The following is a 16,829-nucleotide window of genomic DNA, read 5'->3' as shown; positions in this document are numbered from 1 at the left end:
ATGAGATACTGATATGAGCAACATTACCATCTATCACAACCCGGCCTGTGGCACTTCACGCAACACGCTGGAGATGATCCGTAACAGCGGCAACGAACCGACGATAATTTATTATCTTGATACGCCCCCGACCCGCGATGAGCTTATTAAACTTATTTCAGATATGGGAATTACGGTGCGTGCATTGCTGCGTAAGAATGTTGAGCCTTATGAACACTTGGGTCTTGATGAAGAGAAATTTAGTGATGAGCAGTTGATTGATTTCATGCTTCAACATCCGATCCTGATTAATCGGCCGATTGTCGTTACGCCGCTTGGCACTCGTCTTTGCCGCCCTTCAGAAATAGTGCTGGATATTCTACCGGAAGGCCAGAAAGGAGCGTTTATCAAAGAGGATGGCGAGACGGTCATTGACAAAACGGGGAAGCGGGTTAATTAATCTACCCACTTCAAAATATCGGACGCCTGTTTACGCTATGCGGGCGTCCGCTTTTCGCTCTTAGCAGACATTCATTGTTTCTCATATGCAACCGCCTATGTTGCTAGCTTATAAAATCGACCATCACAAACCCCAACACCAACCTCACCCTCAAACACATTCAGGGGCCTGTCACAGCCCCTTATAAAACCTGAAATCAGATCTCATTCACCGACTATCACTTGAACTCAATGCACCGTTATATACGGCTCCTTCACAAACTCATTAAGCAGCCAGACCAGATCGTGCAGCAGCCCCGCCAGTTCTTTCTCGACACTTGCGGGCAACGTTCCACCCAGAATTGCCTGCACCAAAGCCAGCGCATAATCCACCTGGGGCGCGGTTTCCTGCCAGCAGTCCGGCATACAGGAGGTAAGTGTTTCCCCCTGGATCAGCTGCGCTATTAGGTGCGGTGGGAGTGCAGCATCACAGCGTTCACGCAGCTGTCGCAGGGCGCGCAGCAGACCTTCATAGAGCGCAGTGCGGGATGCACTGTCATCCGTTTCGATCAATACGCTCACCAGCGCGGCGCAGCGATCGGCGACCTCAAAGAGATCCGCAGCAGCAGAAAGCGGCATAGTCAGTGAAGGGGGAATAATCTGTTCGTCAGATTGCGGGTAAGTCAGGGTTGGGATAGTAGTCATCATGACATCCTCTACGTGTAGTCCAATTAACTACCCTGTGAGTTCCTACGCTCGGGGGGTAGCGCTGACGGAGGTAGGAATACCGCCCACATAGCAAAACGGCCAGCCTTTCGGCTGCTCCGCCAGCGCCACCGCGATTTTAACGGGATAAGCGCTGCCGCGACATACAAATATCGCTATGTAGAATACGGGTTCCTACGCCCGATTGCGGATGTGCCGCAACGCAGCCACTTTACGAGCCCGATAACGGGAATAAAAGCGTTAACCCTGAATTACATAAGGTTACTTCAGAGGTTGCGAGGCGCCTTCCAGAAAACCATGCCGGGGACGCTACGCTTGCCCGGTCTACGATACGAATGCAGTTGCTTCTCATGAAAATGGTATTTCCCGCCCCTTCAACACCTACAGCGAAAACATCAAAACTGACGTCGTTACTTATGTCGATGACAGCTCCTATAAATGCCATAACTATTACCCAGAACGTTTAAAAGTTCTCATATGAACTTATTAGATGCAAAATGTAGTTTGCTTATTTACTCATTAAATTTTACCTCTTATACTCGCTGGGTTGACTTAAGCTAAATTGCCAGGGCGGCTATGAATTATAACAATGACGTTATTAGCTATTTACAAGCAAACAATATTCTTGCGTTAAAGCTCGATCGTGCACTAACAGGCGTTAGAGAAGTGGTTTCAAGGCAGATAGAAACTATAGGCGCCGGTGCTAAACGAGCCCTTTATTACACATCCTGTTTTACTGATGATTATCAGGATGTATGTAGAAACCAAAAGAGTGAAGATATTCGTTTTAAAAATGGCGTTGTTCACCTCTTTCAGAATAATAATATTGCTTATGAAATGCTTCGTATTTATTTTGAGCAGATATTTCAGTACAAAACGTCAGAACAGTTAGAGAACATCAAGAATAAGTTAATGGCGGCAAATGTTTATATAGCTGCAAGTTCTTTTACCAACGCAGGGTTCGCGTTAGCGGTCGCTTACTGCGTCGCTATTGGAATGAACCTGAGGCTTGAAATGAGTGCTTTGGTCGGCCGCAAGGCCGGAGGGGTTGTTGCCGTTGCGGGTATATATGGAGTTATTCAGAGAGCGGCTGACAGTGCGCAACGTCTGAAATATGTCTCTCCAGCCTATTACGCAGCGTTGTACTCACGGGAGCTTGAAATGATGTATTTCCTGGTAGAACCATTATTTGAACGAGCCGGAGCATTCTCTCATTCAACATCGGATAGCGACATAGCCGAGCTCATCACTAAGATGATTAGATAATGATGAATATTATATACAGGATATTCAGGCGGATGTTTAGGTCTTTACTTGCCGACTATGGCCCGTCCATTTTAACAATATTGTTCGCATTGGTGCTGATACATTTTTTTCCAAACGGTCCTTTATGGCCTATACCTGTGTTTTTTTTAGTTGTTCTGATTTTCATTAAGTGGTAAAGCTCAATTTAAATTTTTGAAATAATAAGGACGTTATATGTCTACACCCGCCCATTTATGGCTTGAAGATGAAAATGGCTCTCCAGTTGTAGGTGGCTGTATTATGCCGCTACGGTTAGGCTCAATTGAGCTTAAGTCGTTCTCCCACGGTGTCACCATTCCGGTGGATCCGAATCTGGGAAAGCTTACCGGGACGCGTGTCCATCGCCCCGTCATTATAGTAAAAGAGTTCGACCGGACCACGCCTCTTCTTTATCGGGCAGTATGTGAAGGAAGAACGATGAAGAAAGCCACAATTAAGATGTACAGAATCGTTGATTCAGGTATTGAGGCTGAATATTTTAATATCATTCTGGAGAATGTGAAATTTACAACTGTTGCACCCTATCTGGCTCCGAATGGAATGAGTAGTACTCATCTTGAAACGCTGGAGTTACGTTACGAGGCGATCACTTGGAAATATACAGATGGGAATATTATCTACCGTGACTCATGGAATGATCGATGCTGTGCATGAGCGAGTTCATCATTCTAAGTAAAAGTGCAATTCTGTCATCGTCACTTCTGACGATGACATCAACATCCCACACTAAACCCCTTTAAATTCAACATCATAATTTCTGGCGCGATTTATGCATACCCCATCCCGCTTATTACCTAGCCGGAGTTAAAGGATGAATCGCTTTATCATTGCCGATGCCAGCAAATGCATCGGCTGTCGTACCTGTGAAGTGGCCTGCGTGGTGTCCCACCACGACACCCAGGACTGCGCCTCGCTAACCCCGCAGAACTTCCTGCCGCGTATTCACGTCATCAAAGGCGTCAACGTCTCCACCGCCACTATGTGCCGCCAGTGCGAAGATGCCCCCTGCGCCACCGTCTGCCCGAATGGGGCGATTACCCGCGATAACGATTTTGTTCACGTCCACCAGGAGCGCTGCATCGGCTGCAAAACCTGCGTGGTCGCCTGCCCATACGGCGCGATGGAAGTGGTCCTGCGTCCGGTTGTGCGCAGCATCGGTAGCGGGCTGAACGTGATGTCGGAGAAGGCCGAAGCCAATAAGTGCGACCTCTGCTACCACCAGCCGGACGGTCCGGCCTGCGTGCAGGCCTGTCCGACCAACGCCATTGTCTGCATCGACAGGCAAAAACTTGAGCAGCTGAGCCAGGAGAAACGCCGTCGGGCGGCGCTGGACACTGTCTCTTCCATGATGCTGTAAGCATTTTCTCTTTTCACTTTTAGCAGGTCTGTTACTGATGAAAAAAATCACCAGCGTTTGCCCTTACTGCGGTGCGGGCTGCAAATTAAAACTCGTCGTTGAGAACAATAAGATCGTCCGTGCCGAAGCGGCAGAGGGGGTGACCAACCAGAACCAGTTGTGCCTGAAGGGCTATTACGGCTGGGACTTTCTCAACGACACCCGCATCCTGACGCCGCGCCTCACGCAGCCGATGATCCGCTACCAGAAGGGCGGCAAGTTTGTGCCGGTCTCCTGGGAGGAGGCCATACGCTATACCGCGAAGCGGCTGGGGGAGATCAAGGCGAAGTATGGCCCGCGGGCCATCATGACCACCGGCTCGTCCCGCGGAACGGGGAACGAAACCAACTACGTGATGCAGAAGTTTGCCCGCGGGGTGCTCAACACCAACAACGTCGACTGCTGCGCCCGGGTGTGTCACGGCCCGAGCGTGGCCGGGCTGCAGGAGACGCTCGGCAACGGGGCGATGAGCAACTCCATCAGCGATATCGAGCACTCAAAATGTCTGCTGATCTTCGGCTACAACTGCGCCGACTCGCACCCGATCGTCGCCCGGCGGGTGATTAAGGCGAAACAGCACGGCGCGAAGGTGATCGTCTGCGATCCGCGCAAAATCGAAACCGCGCGCATCGCCGACCGCCATCTGCAGATCAACAACGGCTGCAATATGGCGCTGGTGAACGCCTTCATTTATACGCTGCTGGAAGAGAACCTCTACAACAGCGACTACGTGGCGCGCTACACCGACGGGCTGGAGAGGCTGCGCGAGACGGTGCGCGAGTACGCCCCGGAAAACGTCGAGGGCATTACCGGCGTCAGCGCCCGGCAGATCCGGGATGCGATGCGCATCTACGCCGCCGCGCCGTCCGCCACCGTGATGTGGGGGATGGGCGTCACCCAGTTCGGGCAGGCGGTGGACGTGGTGAAAGGGCTCTCGACGCTGGCACTGCTCACCGGCAACCTCGGGCGCGAACACTGCGGCGTCGGCCCGGTGCGCGGTCAGAACAACGTCCAGGGGGCCTGCGACATGGGTGTCATACCCAACCAGTTCCCCGGCTATCAGGATGTGACCGACCCGCAGGTGCGGGAGAAGTTCGCCCGGGCGTGGGGCGTTGATCCTGCGCGGATGGATGACCAGGTGGGCGTGCGCATCACCGAGGTGCCGCACCTCGCCCTGGAGGGCAAGGTCAAAGCGTACTACATCATGGGGGAAGATCCGCTCCAGACCGAGGCGGACCTGGGGCTGGTGCGCAAAGGCTTTGACGCCCTCGATTTTGTGGTGGTGCAGGACATCTTCATGACCAAAACCGCCGAGGCGGCGGACGTGCTGCTGCCCGCCACCTCCTGGGGCGAGCATGGCGGGGTCTTTACCTGCGCCGACCGCGGCTTCCAGCGCTTTGAAAAAGCCGTTGAGCCAAAAGGCAACGTCAAGCGCGACTGGGAGATCATCAGCCTGATCGCCACAGAGATGGGCTATCCGATGCACTATCGCGACAACCAGCAGATCTGGGACGAGATGCGCGAGCTCTGCCCGCTCTTCTACGGCGTCACCTGGGAAAAAATGGGCGAGATGGGGCACGTCCAGTGGCCTTGCCCGACCCTCGATCATCCCGGCACGCCGTGGCTCTATGCGGATAACCGCTTCGACACCCCGAACGGCAAAGGCCAGCTTTTTGCCGCCCCGTGGCGCAAGCCGGCGGAAGTGCCAGACGATGAATACCCGCTGGTGCTCTGCACCGTGCGCGAGGTGGGGCACTACTCCTGCCGCTCCATGACCGGCAACTGCGCCGCGCTGCAGGCCCTGGCGGACGAGCCGGGCTTTGTGCAGATGAACCCGCAGGATGCGGCAAAACTGGGCGTTCAGGATCGCCAGCTGGTGTGGGTCAGCTCCCGCCGCGGGAAGGTGATCAGCCGGGCGGACGTCAACGAGCGCATCAACCAGGGGGCGGTGTACATGACCTATCAGTGGTGGATCGGGGCCTGTAACGAGCTGACCCAGGACAATCTCGACCCGGTCTCGAAAACGCCGGAAACCAAATACTGCGCCGTCAAAATCGACGCCATCGCCGATCAGCCCTGGGCGGAACGCTACGCCCAGACCACCTATCGCGACATGAAAACCCGCCTGCGTGAGGCGGTGGAGAGTTAAATGAGTACAAACGGCACGCGGGTGCGCATTCGCGGCAAAGTCCAGGGCGTCGGGTTCCGCCCCTGGGTCTGGCAGGTGGCCCAGCAGCTGGGGCTCAGGGGCGACGTCTGCAACGACGGGGCAGGGGTGGAGGTGCGTCTCGTCGGTGGGGCGCAGGCCTTTATCCGCCAGCTTGCCGTCGGCTGCCCGCCGCTGGCGCGTATCGACGATATCCAGGAGCAGCCCTGGCGCTGGGCGCAGACCCCGATGGATTTTACCATTCGTGCCAGCGCCCACAGCCAGATGACCACCCAGGTGGTGCCGGATGCCGCCACCTGTCCGGCCTGTCTGGCGGAGATGAACGACCCGCGCGAGCGCCGCTACCGCTACCCGTTTATCAACTGCACCCACTGCGGGCCGCGCTTCACCATTATCCGGGCGATGCCCTACGACCGCCCGGCCACCACCATGGCGGGGTTTGCGCTCTGTCCGGCCTGCGAGGCGGAGTACCGCAACCCGGCGGACCGGCGCTTTCACGCCCAGCCGGTGGCCTGTCCGGACTGCGGGCCGCAGGTCAGCTGGGTGTGCGGCGAGGCGCGTGAGGAGCGGGAAGCCGCCCTTAAGGCCGCCGTATTGATGCTGAAACAGGGCGGGATCGTGGCGGTAAAAGGGCTGGGGGGGTTCCATCTGGCCTGTGATGCGCAAAACGTTGCGGCGGTAAACCGGCTGCGGGAACGTAAACGCCGCCCGACCAAGCCGCTGGCGGTGATGATCCCCGCGCGCCTGGCCGCGTGGCTGCCTGACGACGTGCAGGCGCTGCTGCGCTCCCCGGCCGCGCCGGTGGTGCTGGTGGCAAAACACACTCTGTTCTGCGAGGCCATCGCCCTCGGGCTTAATGAGGTGGGGGTGATGCTGGCCGCCAACCCGCTCCAGCACCTGCTGATGCAGGAGCTCGATCGCCCCCTGGTGATGACCTCCGGCAACCTGAACGGCTGCCCGCCCGCGCTCACCAACGCGCAGGCGCTGCGCGATCTCGCCGGGATCGCCGACGGCTGGCTGCTGCATAACCGCGATATCGTCCAGCGCATGGACGACTCGGTGATGCGCGCCAGCGGGGAAATGCTGCGCCGCGCCAGAGGCTTTGTGCCGGATGCGCTGCCCCTGCCGCCCGGTTTTGAACAGGCGCCGTCGCTGCTCTGCCTGGGGGCGGATCGCAAAAATACCTTCTGCCTGGTGCGCGGCGGCCAGGCGGTGCTGAGCCAGCATCTGGGGGATCTGCATGATGACGATGCCGAACGTCAGTGGCAGCAGGCTCTGACCACCATTCAGGACATCTGGCAGTTTACCCCCGAGCGGGTGGTGACCGACGCCCACCCCGGCTACCGCGCCACGCAGCTCGGCCAGCAGATGCCCTATCCGCAGCATCAGGTGCTGCATCATCACGCCCACGCCGCGGCCTGCATGGCGGAACACGGCTGGCCACGGGACGGCGGGGATCTCATCGCCCTGGTGCTGGACGGTATCGGCCAGGGGGAAAACGGCGCGCTGTGGGGTGGGGAGTGCCTGCGGGTGAACTACCGCACCTGCGAAAAGTTGGGTGGGCTACCGGCGGTGGCGCTGCCCGGCGGCGATCTGGCGGCGCGCCAGCCCTGGCGCAACCTGCTGGCCCAGTGGCAGGCGTTTGTCCCCGAGTGGCGGACGCTGCCCCAGGCCGCCCGCCTTCTGAACAAACCCTGGCAGCCGCTGGCCCGGGCGATTGAACGCGGGGTGAATGCGCCGCTGGCCTCCTCCGCCGGGCGGCTGTTTGACGCCGTGGCCGCGGCGCTCAACTGCGCCCCGGAACAGATCAGCTACGAAGGGGAGGCCGCCTGTTGGCTGGAAGCCCTGGCCCTGAGTGCCGCGCCGCAGCGCCACCCGGTCACGATGCCGGTGCGCGACGGCGAGCTGGATATGGCCACCTTCTGGCGCCAGTGGCTGGGCTGGCAGGCGCCGGACAACGCCCGGGCGTGGGCCTTTCACGACGCGCTGGCCCAAGGGCTGGCGACCCTTGCGGGCGAACATGCCCGGCGGCGGGCGCTTTCCACCGTTGTCTGCAGCGGCGGGGTGCTGCACAACCGCCTGCTGCGCGAACGTCTGCAGTTCTGGCTGAGCGATTTTACCGTGCTGTTTCCCGGGCGGCTTCCCGCCGGTGACGGGGCGGTGGCTTTTGGGCAGGCAGTGATTGCCGCCGCGACTTTTCTTTGAATCTGGATCTGACTATGTACATGAAATATTTCAATAACCATCCCAAAGCCCTGGCGCTGATGCTGGCGTTAATCGCAACCAATATTCTCGCCTGGGGTCTGGCGTTCTACCTCTTTCACGCCACGCCGTCGCTGCTGGCGGCCAGCCTGCTGGCCTGGTGCTATGGCCTGCGCCACGCGGTGGATGCTGACCACATCGCCGCCATCGATAACGTCACCCGCAAGATGATGCAGCAGGGCAAGCGTCCCTGCGGCGTGGGGGCCTGGTTCTCGCTGGGGCATTCGACGATTGTGGTGCTGGCCTCCATTGCCATCGCCGCCACCGCCACGGCGTTCAGCCGCAATATGGCATGGTTCCACGAAACCGGGGGCACCATCGGCACGGCGGTCTCCGCCTTTTTCCTGCTGGCGATGGCGCTGGTCAACCTGGTTATTCTGCGCGACGTCTGGGGCAGCTTTAACAAAATGAAGCGCGGCGAAAGCGTGCCGGAAACGGTGTCATTTGCCCGCGGCGGGGTGATGAACTGGCTGTTCCGCTCGGCGTTTCGCCTGGTCACCCGCAGCTGGCACATGTATCTGGTGGGCTTCCTGTTTGGCCTCGGGTTTGATACCGCCACCGAGATCGGGGTGCTGGGGATCTCCGCGGCGGGTGCCTCCAGCGGCATGTCGGTGTGGGCGATCATGGTCTTCCCGCTGCTGTTCACCAGCGGCATGGCGCTGATCGACACCCTCGATAACCTGATTATGGTGGGCGCATACGGCTGGGCCTTCAACAAGCCGCAGCGCAAGCTCTACTACAACATGACCATCACCGGCACCTCGGTAGTGGTGGCGCTGTTTATCGGCGGGCTGGAAGCGCTGGGCCTGCTGGCAGATAAGCTGGGCCTGGAAGGTGGCCTGTGGAACGGCGTCGCGGCGCTGAACGACAACCTCGGTAACGCCGGGTTTATCGTGGTCGGGCTGTTTGTCGCCTGCTGGGTTATCTCGTTAATCAACTACCGCTTTAAAGGCTACGACGCCCTGGTTGTACGCTAACGTCATCGCTGTCCGTTCGTCACGACACTTTTGACGAACGGACCCCTTCCCGCCATTTATCCCTCTTATTTTCAATAAGTTAATTTTATTTTTCAGGCTGGCATAGTTAATGCATGCCGCTGGGGACATATTACCAACGGAGTAACACCGATGAAGAAAGTCGTCACGGTTTGCCCCTATTGCGCATCGGGTTGCAAAATCAACCTGGTGGTCAATAACGGCAAAGTCGTCAAGGCTGAAGCAGCACAGGGTAAAACCAACCAGGGCGATCTCTGCCTGAAGGGGTATTACGGCTGGGATTTTATCAACGACACCAAAATTCTCACCCCGCGCCTGAAGACGCCAATGATCCGTCGCCAGCGCGGCGGCAAGCTGGAAGCCGTCTCCTGGGACGAAGCGCTGGACTACGTTGCCAGCAAGCTCAGCGCCATTAAGGCTGAGCACGGCCCGGACGCGATCATGACTACCGGTTCATCCCGCGGTACCGGGAATGAAACCAACTACATTATGCAAAAATTTGCCCGCGCGGCAGTCGGCACTAACAACGTCGACTGCTGCGCGCGCGTCTGACACGGCCCATCGGTTGCAGGTCTGCACCAGTCGGTCGGTAACGGCGCAATGAGCAACTCCATTGTCGGCATTGAAAAAGCGGACATGGTCTTTATTTTTGGCTACAACCCGGCGGATTCGCACCCTATCGTGGCGAACCGCGTCATCAAGGCCAAACGCAACGGGGCGAAGATTATCGTCTGCGATCCGCGCAAAATCGAAACCGCGCGCATCGCCGATATGCATATCGCACTGAAAAACGGCTCCAACATCGCGCTGCTCAACGCGATGGGGCATGTGATTATTGAAGAAGAACTCTACGACCGCGCCTTTGTGGCGGCGCGTACCGAGGGCTTCGAGGAGTATCGCAAGATCGTCGAAGGCTATACGCCGGAATCGGTCGAGGCGATCACCGGGGTCAGCGCGGCGGAGATCCGCCAGGCGGCGCGGATGTACGCGGCGGCTGAAAACGCGGCGATCCTCTGGGGCATGGGCGTGACCCAGTTCTACCAGGGCGTGGAAACCGTGCGGTCGCTCACCAGCCTGGCGCTGCTGACCGGCAACCTCGGCAAACCGTATGCAGGGGTGAACCCGGTGCGCGGGCAGAACAACGTGCAGGGCGCGTGTGATATGGGTGCGCTGCCGGATACCTATCCGGGCTATCAGTACATCAATAACCCGGAAAACCGGGCCAAGTTTGCCAAAGCCTGGGGCGTGGATTCACTGCCGGCCCATACCGGGTATCGCATCAGCGAACTGCCTCACCGCGTGGCCCACGGCGAAGTGCGCGCGGCGTACATCATGGGAGAAGATCCGCTCCAGACCGACGCCGAGCTCTCTGCGGTGCGTAAGGCGTTTGAGGGGCTGGAACTGGTCATTGTACAGGATATCTTTATGACCAAGACCGCCGCCGCCGCGGATGTGATCCTGCCGTCCACCTCCTGGGGGGAGCACGAAGGGGTCTACACCGCCGCCGACCGCGGTTTCCAGCGCTTCTTTAAAGCGGTTGAGCCGAAGTGGGACCTGAAAACGGACTGGCAGATCATCAGCGAAATTGCCACGCGGATGGGCTACCCGATGCACTACAACAACACCCAGGAGATCTGGGATGAGCTGCGTCATCTGTGTCCGGATTTCTATGGTGCCACCTACGAGAAGATGGGCGAGCTGGGCTATATCCAGTGGCCGTGCCGGGACGAGTCCGAGGCCGATCAGGGGACCGATTACCTGTTCGAGAAGGAATTTTCCACCCCTAACGGGCTGGGGCAGCTCTATACCTGCGACTGGGTCGCGCCGATCGACAAGCTGACGGAGGAGTATCCGCTGGTGCTCTCAACCGTGCGTGAAGTGGGGCACTACTCGTGCCGCTCGATGACCGGGAACTGTGCGGCGCTGGCGGCGCTGGCCGATGAACCGGGCTATGCGCAGATCAATACGGCGGACGCCGCGCGTCTGGGTATTGAGGATGAAGCGCTGGTGTGGGTGACGTCGCGTAAAGGCAAAGTCATCACCCGCGCGCAGGTGAGCGATCGTCCGAACAAAGGGGCGGTCTATATGACCTACCAGTGGTGGATTGGGGCTTGTAATGAGCTGGTGACGGAGAACCTGAGCCCGATTACCAAAACGCCGGAGTATAAGTATTGCGCCGTGCGTGTGGAGCCGATTGCTGACCAGCAGGCTGCGGAACAGTATGTGATTGATGAGTATCATAAGCTGAAGAAGCACTTGCGGGAACTGGCGGTAGGGTGAGGTTTTCGTAGGCCCGTGCAAGCGTAGCGCCGCCGGGCGTGGGCAGGGGTGCCTGGGTGGTGGAACATGTGGCGGTGGAGGGGGTTCCGTTCACCATACGTTCCTTGCTTCTCTGTAAACCGCGTCACCGGTGAACGTGCCAGGGGGGCTCGCCGCCTCCCCCCTGGCAACCCCGGCTCCCGGCAACGAAAATCGCCGCGTTGCGGTGCCCTCAGCTTATTCCCTCCGGCTTTCGGGTCGGGGGCGATCCTACATCCCTTTAGGTCGCCCCCTCTCGGCGCGTCCCTGCGCCTCGCCCCGGCCTGCGGTCAACGCTTCGGCGATTTTCAGCCGGACACGGGCATCGCTGTGAGTCATTTATTATCAATGGGTTTCATTGTTGCTTTGATTTTTTGCGAGGCGGCTTCTGAGAATGGTTTTTGCTGGTTGTCGCTTTAATACCCTCTCGGTATCTTTCTGTTGCGCCTGCAAAATCAGGCGTCGGGATTGGAACCCTGACTGACTTTATCGATGACATAAGAGGCCTTATGTCGTACGCTCTGCTGCACTTCAATGGTGGGCTGGCGGGGGCATCGTAAGATGCGCCGGTATCCGATAAAGCCGGTAGTTCCAACCTCGCTCAGTCCACCGCCATGAGATTGGAACCTCTGACGGTGGGTTTAAAACACTTTATCGGAGGCTGCCACTATGGCTACTACCCCAACCCCTGCTCAGGCATTGTTTACCGTACCGTTCTCACATAACACGGATTTCACTGTACTGGCGAACCACTGCGAGCGTTTTGCCTGTACCCTGCTGGAAACCGACGAACCCGCCGAAAAACTGGCGCTGTGCGCCCGTCTTTGTGCCTGTCTCGCGCTGTTACAGCCCACGCTCAACGAGCCCATCCCGGCGCACCTGGTGGAACATTTCACCCTTAACGATCTGCCTTCCCGTCTGCCCGCATTCGAGCCGGAAAGCGACCAGTTGGGCATCTATTGCCAGACCGTCACGCAGCTTTTAATCAGCAATGTCCTGCCGCCGGAGATGGCGCGCGTGATGGAAGGGCTGCTGTATGACCTGGTAAGTTTTTACGCCGACACGCTCAACGCCCCACGCTGGTTGCAAACGCCGGACGGGCGCGTGGCGTTTGATGCGTTAATCGACTGAGTTTGTAGGCCGGGCAAACGCAGTGCCGCCCGGCGCAACAATGCCGGGTGGCGGCTTCGCCTTACCCGGCCTACAAAACCAAAATAATAAAAACCAGCGATGAAGAAATAAAAAAACAACGGGCTTACAGCGGCTCCCTGGTCCGGCTGAAAATCGCCGAAGCGTTGACCGCAGGCCGGGGCGAGGCGCATGGATGCGCCGAGAGGGGGCGACCTACAGGGATGTAGGATCGCCCCCGACCCGATAGCCGGAGGGAATAAGCTGAGGGCACCGCGAAGCGGCGATTTTCTTGCCGGGAGCCGGGATTGTTAAGGGGGCGGCGATAGCCCCCTTGACACGTTCACGGGTGACGCTGTTAACAGAGAAGCAAGAAACGCAAAGTGAACGGAACCACCTCCACAGCCTCATGTTCCCCCAACCGACAAACCATCAGAACCGCGTATTCACACTCATAAACCAGGTCCGCCCCGGTTCATTATAGGTATACGCCCCCGCACCATACATATACGCCCCTGTCGTCGCATTCCCCGTCGTCTGGGCATTCCCCGCACGCCACTGGCGTTTATCAAAGACGTTATCCACGCCCCCGGTCAGGCTCACATATTTGGTCACATCCCAGGTCGCGCTCAGGCCGACGATGCTGTACGGGCTCACTTCGTCCAGCTCGGATCCGGTCGCCGGCTGACCTTTGTAGTTGTACTTCTTCGGCTGCTGCTTGCCGTACCAGGTGAAGGTCGACTGCAACGACACATCCTGCTGCACCTGCCAGCTCAGGGTGGAGTTCAGCGTGTACTCCGGAATGATCGACAGACGGTCGCCGGTCTCCTTGTTTTTGCTGTGCAACATATAGGTAATGTTGTTGGTCCAGTTGATGGCGTCGCTGACCGGCACGTTCAGGGTGCCTTCCAGCCCTTCAACCACCGCCTTCGGCACGTTTTCCCACTGATAAATATCGGTGCGGGTTCTCCCGGCAGAGGTCTGGCCGATCGGCGCATAGCCCGCTTCAATCTTGTCGCGGTAGTCGTTGCGGAACCAGGTCACGCCCGCCAGCCAGCCGTCGCGTTTCCACTCCAGGCCAATCTCCTTGTTGATGCTGGTTTCCGCTTTCAGATCTTCGTTACCCAGCATGTAGCAGCCCACGCCGTCGGCACTGGCATAGCAGCCCTGGCCCTTGCTGTAGAGCAGGTAGTTCGGGTTGGTCTGATACAGGCTTGGCGCTTTATAGGCGCGGGCGATGCCCATCTTCAGGGTGAAATCATCCCCCAGCCCCTGGGAAAGGTTCAGGGACGGGCTCCAGTTGTTGCCGACGATGGAGTGATGATCGAAGCGCAGCGCCGGGGTCAGCATGGTGGTGTCGGTCAGCTCCATGTTGTTTTCAGCGAACAGGGAGAAGATTTCCGCGTCGGAGTAGGGACTGCGATTATCGCTCATTCCCGCAATGGCGCCGCCCTGCAGGGCCTGGCCGTTGGAGGACATATCCTTCATCCGCTGCTGATCCCACTCGGCGCCCAGGGTCAGGTTCTGGTTGACGATAAAGTCGATCGGCAGGTTGATCTCACTGTGCAGCATCACGTCGGAGAGGTCGGTATCGGTGAACTTATCGCTGTTGAACAGCCCCTCCAGACCGCCCGCCAGCCCCTCGCCGAGACGGGAGTTGCGGGTGTGCTCGTACTGCGCCCAGTTATTGGTGGTGATGCCGTTATCCCAGCCGCCGGTCCAGGTCAGGGCGAAGTTCTGGCGATAGATCCGGTTGGTCTCTTTGCCGTAATTTTTCTTCACCAGCCCGTTGCTGCTGTTGTCGTTGTTGGTGTTCTGGGTATCCCCGGCATAGAGGTTGTTCTGGCGGCTGTAGCCCGCTTCGAACTGCAGGGCCTGCATCGGGGCAAACTCCCAGCGCAGCACGCCGTTCACGTCTTTATTCTCCACGCCTTCACGTCCGGCGGGCAGCGTGTCGGCATAGGCGCCGGTACGTTCAGACTGATGACCCTGGTTGATATCCCAGGCGTCGGCCTGGGTTTTATCCAGGTTGCCATACAGACGGAAGCTGAACGCGTCGCTCAGCGGGCCGCTCAGGCTAAAGTTGGTGCGTTTGGTGGAGCCTTCTTCGTTGTGCTCAGAGGCATTCAGATAGGTGTTCCAGGAGCCATGCCACTCGTTGCTGACCTTTTTGGTGATGATGTTCACCACGCCGCCCGCCGCGCCGTTACCGTAACGCGCCGCCGCCGGGCCACGGATCACTTCGATACGCTCGATCATCTCTGGCGGCACCCAGCCGGTGTCGCCGCGGGTGTCACGCTCGCCGCGCCAGCCCAGACGGATGGAGTTGCGGCTGGTCACCGGCTTACCGTCAATCAGGATCAGGGTGTTTTCCGGGCCCATGCCGCGGATATCAATCTGGCGGTTGTTGCCGCGCTGGCCGCTGGTGGAGTTACCGGTCAGGTTAACGCCCGGCATGGTGCGGATGATCTCCGACACATCGCGCGCCGACGGGTTTTTACGGATCTGATCCGCGGCAATGGTGGAGACGCCCGGCGCCTGCAGGTTCTGCTCGGCGGCGGTAATCACCATGGTATCTTCGTGCCCGGCGGTTTCGGCTGCCATCGCAGGCAGTGCCACACCGTAAATTCCCAGATTGACCAGTAAGGCCAGTGAGTGACGCTTATTATTCATTGTATGTCCTGCTTTTCGATGCCGCATGCCTCATGGCTCCGTCCCGAATGGGTGAGGCGGCGGAAGGAGATCGCCCGCAGTCTGCGAAAACCCCTCGATCCTGAGTCAGTACGCAGCGCAGAGCATGGTTATTAACTGTTCGCGCTTCCCACAGCGCGCCCATACGCTATTGCAAATGCAAATAGTTATCAATAATATTATCGATATTGTTTATCTTTAATCAACAATTCAGAACAAATCATGGGGTTAAATCGGTGACGACGCTGGAAACGGGAAGTGATGCCTGGTGGCAGTCGAAACAGGGACCCGACCGGGTGCGGGAGGGGGATCATTATCGGGTGACGTTCTGCTGGCGCGACCCGCAGGGCACGGAGCAGACCTCGCCGCTGAAAAGGGTGTGGCTCTATATCACCGGCGTGACCGATCACCACCACAACGCCCGCCCCCAGACGCTGGAGCGCATTAATGGCACCGACGTCTGGCAGTGGCAGGGCGAGTTCAGCCCCCACTGGCGCGGCAGCTACTGTTTTATCCCCTCTGAACGCGACGACGACTTTGCGGATGCGGTGTTTGCCAGCGATCCCCCGGACCGCATGGCCCTGCGCGAAGGCTGGCGCAGGCTGCTGCCAAAGGCTATCGCCGATCCGCGCAACCCGCAGCACTGGCGCGGCGGACGCGGCCACCCGGTCTCGGCTCTCGAAATGCCCGAAGCGCCGCTACAGCCTGGCTGGGATCGGCCGGATACCCCGTATCAACCCGCGCAGTGCATCACATGGCAGAGCGCAAGGCTCGGCAACACCCGCCGGGTATGGATCTTTACCACCGGCGAAGCATCCCCAAACGAACGTCCGCTGGCGGTGCTGCTCGACGGGCAGTTCTGGGCCGAGAGCATGCCGGTCTGGCCCGCGCTGACGGCGCTCACCCTCGATGGCCAGCTGCCGCCTGCGGTCTACGTGCTGATCGACGTCATCGACACCGACCATCGCAGCCGTGAGCTGCCCTGTAATCCCGATTTCTGGCTCGCCGTTCAGGAGGAGCTACTGCCGCAGGTGCAGGCCCTGGCGCCGTTCAGCGACCGCGCCGATCGCACCGTGGTTGCCGGGCAGAGCTTTGGCGGTCTCTCGGCGCTCTATGCCGGGCTGCACTGGCCCCAACGCTTTGGCTGCGTGCTCAGCCAGTCGGGGTCGTTCTGGTGGCCGCATCGCGGCGGCAAGCACGACGGCATCATTATCGAACAGCTTAAAAACCAACAGCTGTCGGCTCAGAGCCTGCGCATCGTCCTTGAGGCGGGGCGACGTGAGCCACTGATTTTTCGCGCCTGTCAGGCGCTGTATGCCGAGCTACAGCAGACACAGCAGCCGGTTATCTGGCGTCCGGTGGACGGCGGACATGATGCACTTTGCTGGCGGGGAGGGCTGACGCAGGGGCTGATGACTCTCTGGCAGCCGCTTATTTAATAATG

The 16,829-nt window shown here is 58.9% G+C and carries 12 protein-coding genes; 10 read left to right on the top strand and 2 right to left on the bottom strand.

Features of this window, described 5'->3' with window-relative positions; genetic code table 11:
• The first annotated feature begins 13 nt into the window (after positions 1–13).
• Positions 14–439, top strand: a complete 426-nt coding sequence (gene arsC, locus ACOKCT_RS03690) for a glutaredoxin-dependent arsenate reductase (protein WP_156654060.1) — start codon at positions 14–16, stop codon at positions 437–439.
• A 227-nt stretch (positions 440–666) separates the two neighbouring features.
• On the opposite strand, the gene ACOKCT_RS03685 is transcribed toward arsC, so the two are convergent.
• Positions 667–1,122, bottom strand: coding sequence for a hypothetical protein (locus ACOKCT_RS03685; RefSeq protein WP_420193175.1), 456 nt, complete (start codon positions 1,120–1,122; stop codon positions 667–669).
• A 597-nt stretch (positions 1,123–1,719) separates the two neighbouring features.
• Here ACOKCT_RS03685 and ACOKCT_RS03680 point away from each other — a divergent pair.
• The 8 genes from ACOKCT_RS03680 (at position 1,720) to ACOKCT_RS03645 (ending at position 12,697) form a co-directional block, all read left to right on the top strand.
• Positions 1,720–2,409 carry a hypothetical protein gene (locus ACOKCT_RS03680; RefSeq protein WP_156654062.1) on the top strand — a complete coding sequence of 230 codons (690 nt, stop codon included), beginning with the start codon at positions 1,720–1,722 and terminating at the stop codon, positions 2,407–2,409.
• Positions 2,410–2,622: 213 nt separating this feature from the next.
• Complete coding sequence (locus tag ACOKCT_RS03675; RefSeq protein WP_420193166.1) at positions 2,623–3,102, top strand: Hcp family type VI secretion system effector; 480 nt, start codon at positions 2,623–2,625, stop codon at positions 3,100–3,102.
• Positions 3,103–3,259: 157 nt separating this feature from the next.
• Positions 3,260–3,805, top strand: a complete 546-nt coding sequence (gene hydN / locus ACOKCT_RS03670; RefSeq protein WP_114315672.1) for an electron transport protein HydN — start codon at positions 3,260–3,262, stop codon at positions 3,803–3,805.
• A 37-nt stretch (positions 3,806–3,842) separates the two neighbouring features.
• Positions 3,843–5,993, top strand: coding sequence for a formate dehydrogenase subunit alpha (gene fdhF / locus ACOKCT_RS03665; protein ID WP_263951188.1), 2,151 nt, complete (start codon positions 3,843–3,845; stop codon positions 5,991–5,993).
• Positions 5,994–8,216, top strand: coding sequence for a carbamoyltransferase HypF (hypF, locus tag ACOKCT_RS03660; RefSeq protein WP_263951187.1), 2,223 nt, complete (start codon positions 5,994–5,996; stop codon positions 8,214–8,216).
• Positions 8,217–8,236: 20 nt separating this feature from the next.
• Positions 8,237–9,250, top strand: coding sequence for a HoxN/HupN/NixA family nickel/cobalt transporter (locus tag ACOKCT_RS03655; RefSeq protein WP_409201135.1), 1,014 nt, complete (start codon positions 8,237–8,239; stop codon positions 9,248–9,250).
• Positions 9,251–9,400: 150 nt separating this feature from the next.
• Positions 9,401–11,548 (top strand): formate dehydrogenase subunit alpha, encoded by a 2,148-nt coding sequence (gene fdhF, locus ACOKCT_RS03650; RefSeq protein ID WP_420193165.1) that lies wholly within the window; start codon positions 9,401–9,403, stop codon positions 11,546–11,548.
• Positions 11,549–12,235: 687 nt separating this feature from the next.
• Positions 12,236–12,697, top strand: a complete 462-nt coding sequence (locus ACOKCT_RS03645; RefSeq protein ID WP_103178618.1) for a hypothetical protein — start codon at positions 12,236–12,238, stop codon at positions 12,695–12,697.
• Between the two features lie 429 nt (positions 12,698–13,126).
• Here ACOKCT_RS03645 and ACOKCT_RS03640 read toward each other — a convergent pair whose 3' ends face one another.
• Positions 13,127–15,367: a TonB-dependent siderophore receptor gene (locus ACOKCT_RS03640; RefSeq protein WP_420193164.1), complete on the bottom strand. Its 2,241-nt coding sequence runs from the start codon at positions 15,365–15,367 to the stop codon at positions 13,127–13,129.
• Between the two features lie 254 nt (positions 15,368–15,621).
• On the opposite strand from ACOKCT_RS03640, the gene fes reads away from it, so the two are divergent.
• Positions 15,622–16,824 (top strand): enterochelin esterase, encoded by a 1,203-nt coding sequence (gene fes / locus ACOKCT_RS03635; protein ID WP_214421717.1) that lies wholly within the window; start codon positions 15,622–15,624, stop codon positions 16,822–16,824.
• Positions 16,825–16,829 lie beyond the last annotated feature (5 nt).

This window comes from Leclercia sp. M-A074-M, from assembly GCF_965195605.1.
Lineage (GTDB): Bacteria > Pseudomonadota > Gammaproteobacteria > Enterobacterales > Enterobacteriaceae > Enterobacter.
This window is presented reverse-complemented; position numbering and strand designations above follow the sequence as displayed.

Bases quoted from the DNA above. Each gene is read 5' to 3' on its own strand.
- hypF (WP_263951187.1), top strand. From the start codon at position 5,994: ATGAGTACAAACGGCACGCGGGTGCGCATTCGCGGCAAAGTCCAGGGC.
- ACOKCT_RS03675 (WP_420193166.1), top strand. From the start codon at position 2,623: ATGTCTACACCCGCCCATTTATGGCTTGAAGATGAAAATGGCTCTCCA.
- ACOKCT_RS03655 (WP_409201135.1), top strand. From the start codon at position 8,237: ATGAAATATTTCAATAACCATCCCAAAGCCCTGGCGCTGATGCTGGCG.
- ACOKCT_RS03685 (WP_420193175.1), bottom strand. From the start codon at position 1,122: ATGACTACTATCCCAACCCTGACTTACCCGCAATCTGACGAACAGATT.
- ACOKCT_RS03640 (WP_420193164.1), bottom strand. From the start codon at position 15,367: ATGAATAATAAGCGTCACTCACTGGCCTTACTGGTCAATCTGGGAATT.
- fdhF (WP_263951188.1), top strand. From the start codon at position 3,843: ATGAAAAAAATCACCAGCGTTTGCCCTTACTGCGGTGCGGGCTGCAAA.
- hydN (WP_114315672.1), top strand. From the start codon at position 3,260: ATGAATCGCTTTATCATTGCCGATGCCAGCAAATGCATCGGCTGTCGT.
- arsC (WP_156654060.1), top strand. From the start codon at position 14: ATGAGCAACATTACCATCTATCACAACCCGGCCTGTGGCACTTCACGC.
- ACOKCT_RS03645 (WP_103178618.1), top strand. From the start codon at position 12,236: ATGGCTACTACCCCAACCCCTGCTCAGGCATTGTTTACCGTACCGTTC.
- ACOKCT_RS03680 (WP_156654062.1), top strand. From the start codon at position 1,720: ATGAATTATAACAATGACGTTATTAGCTATTTACAAGCAAACAATATT.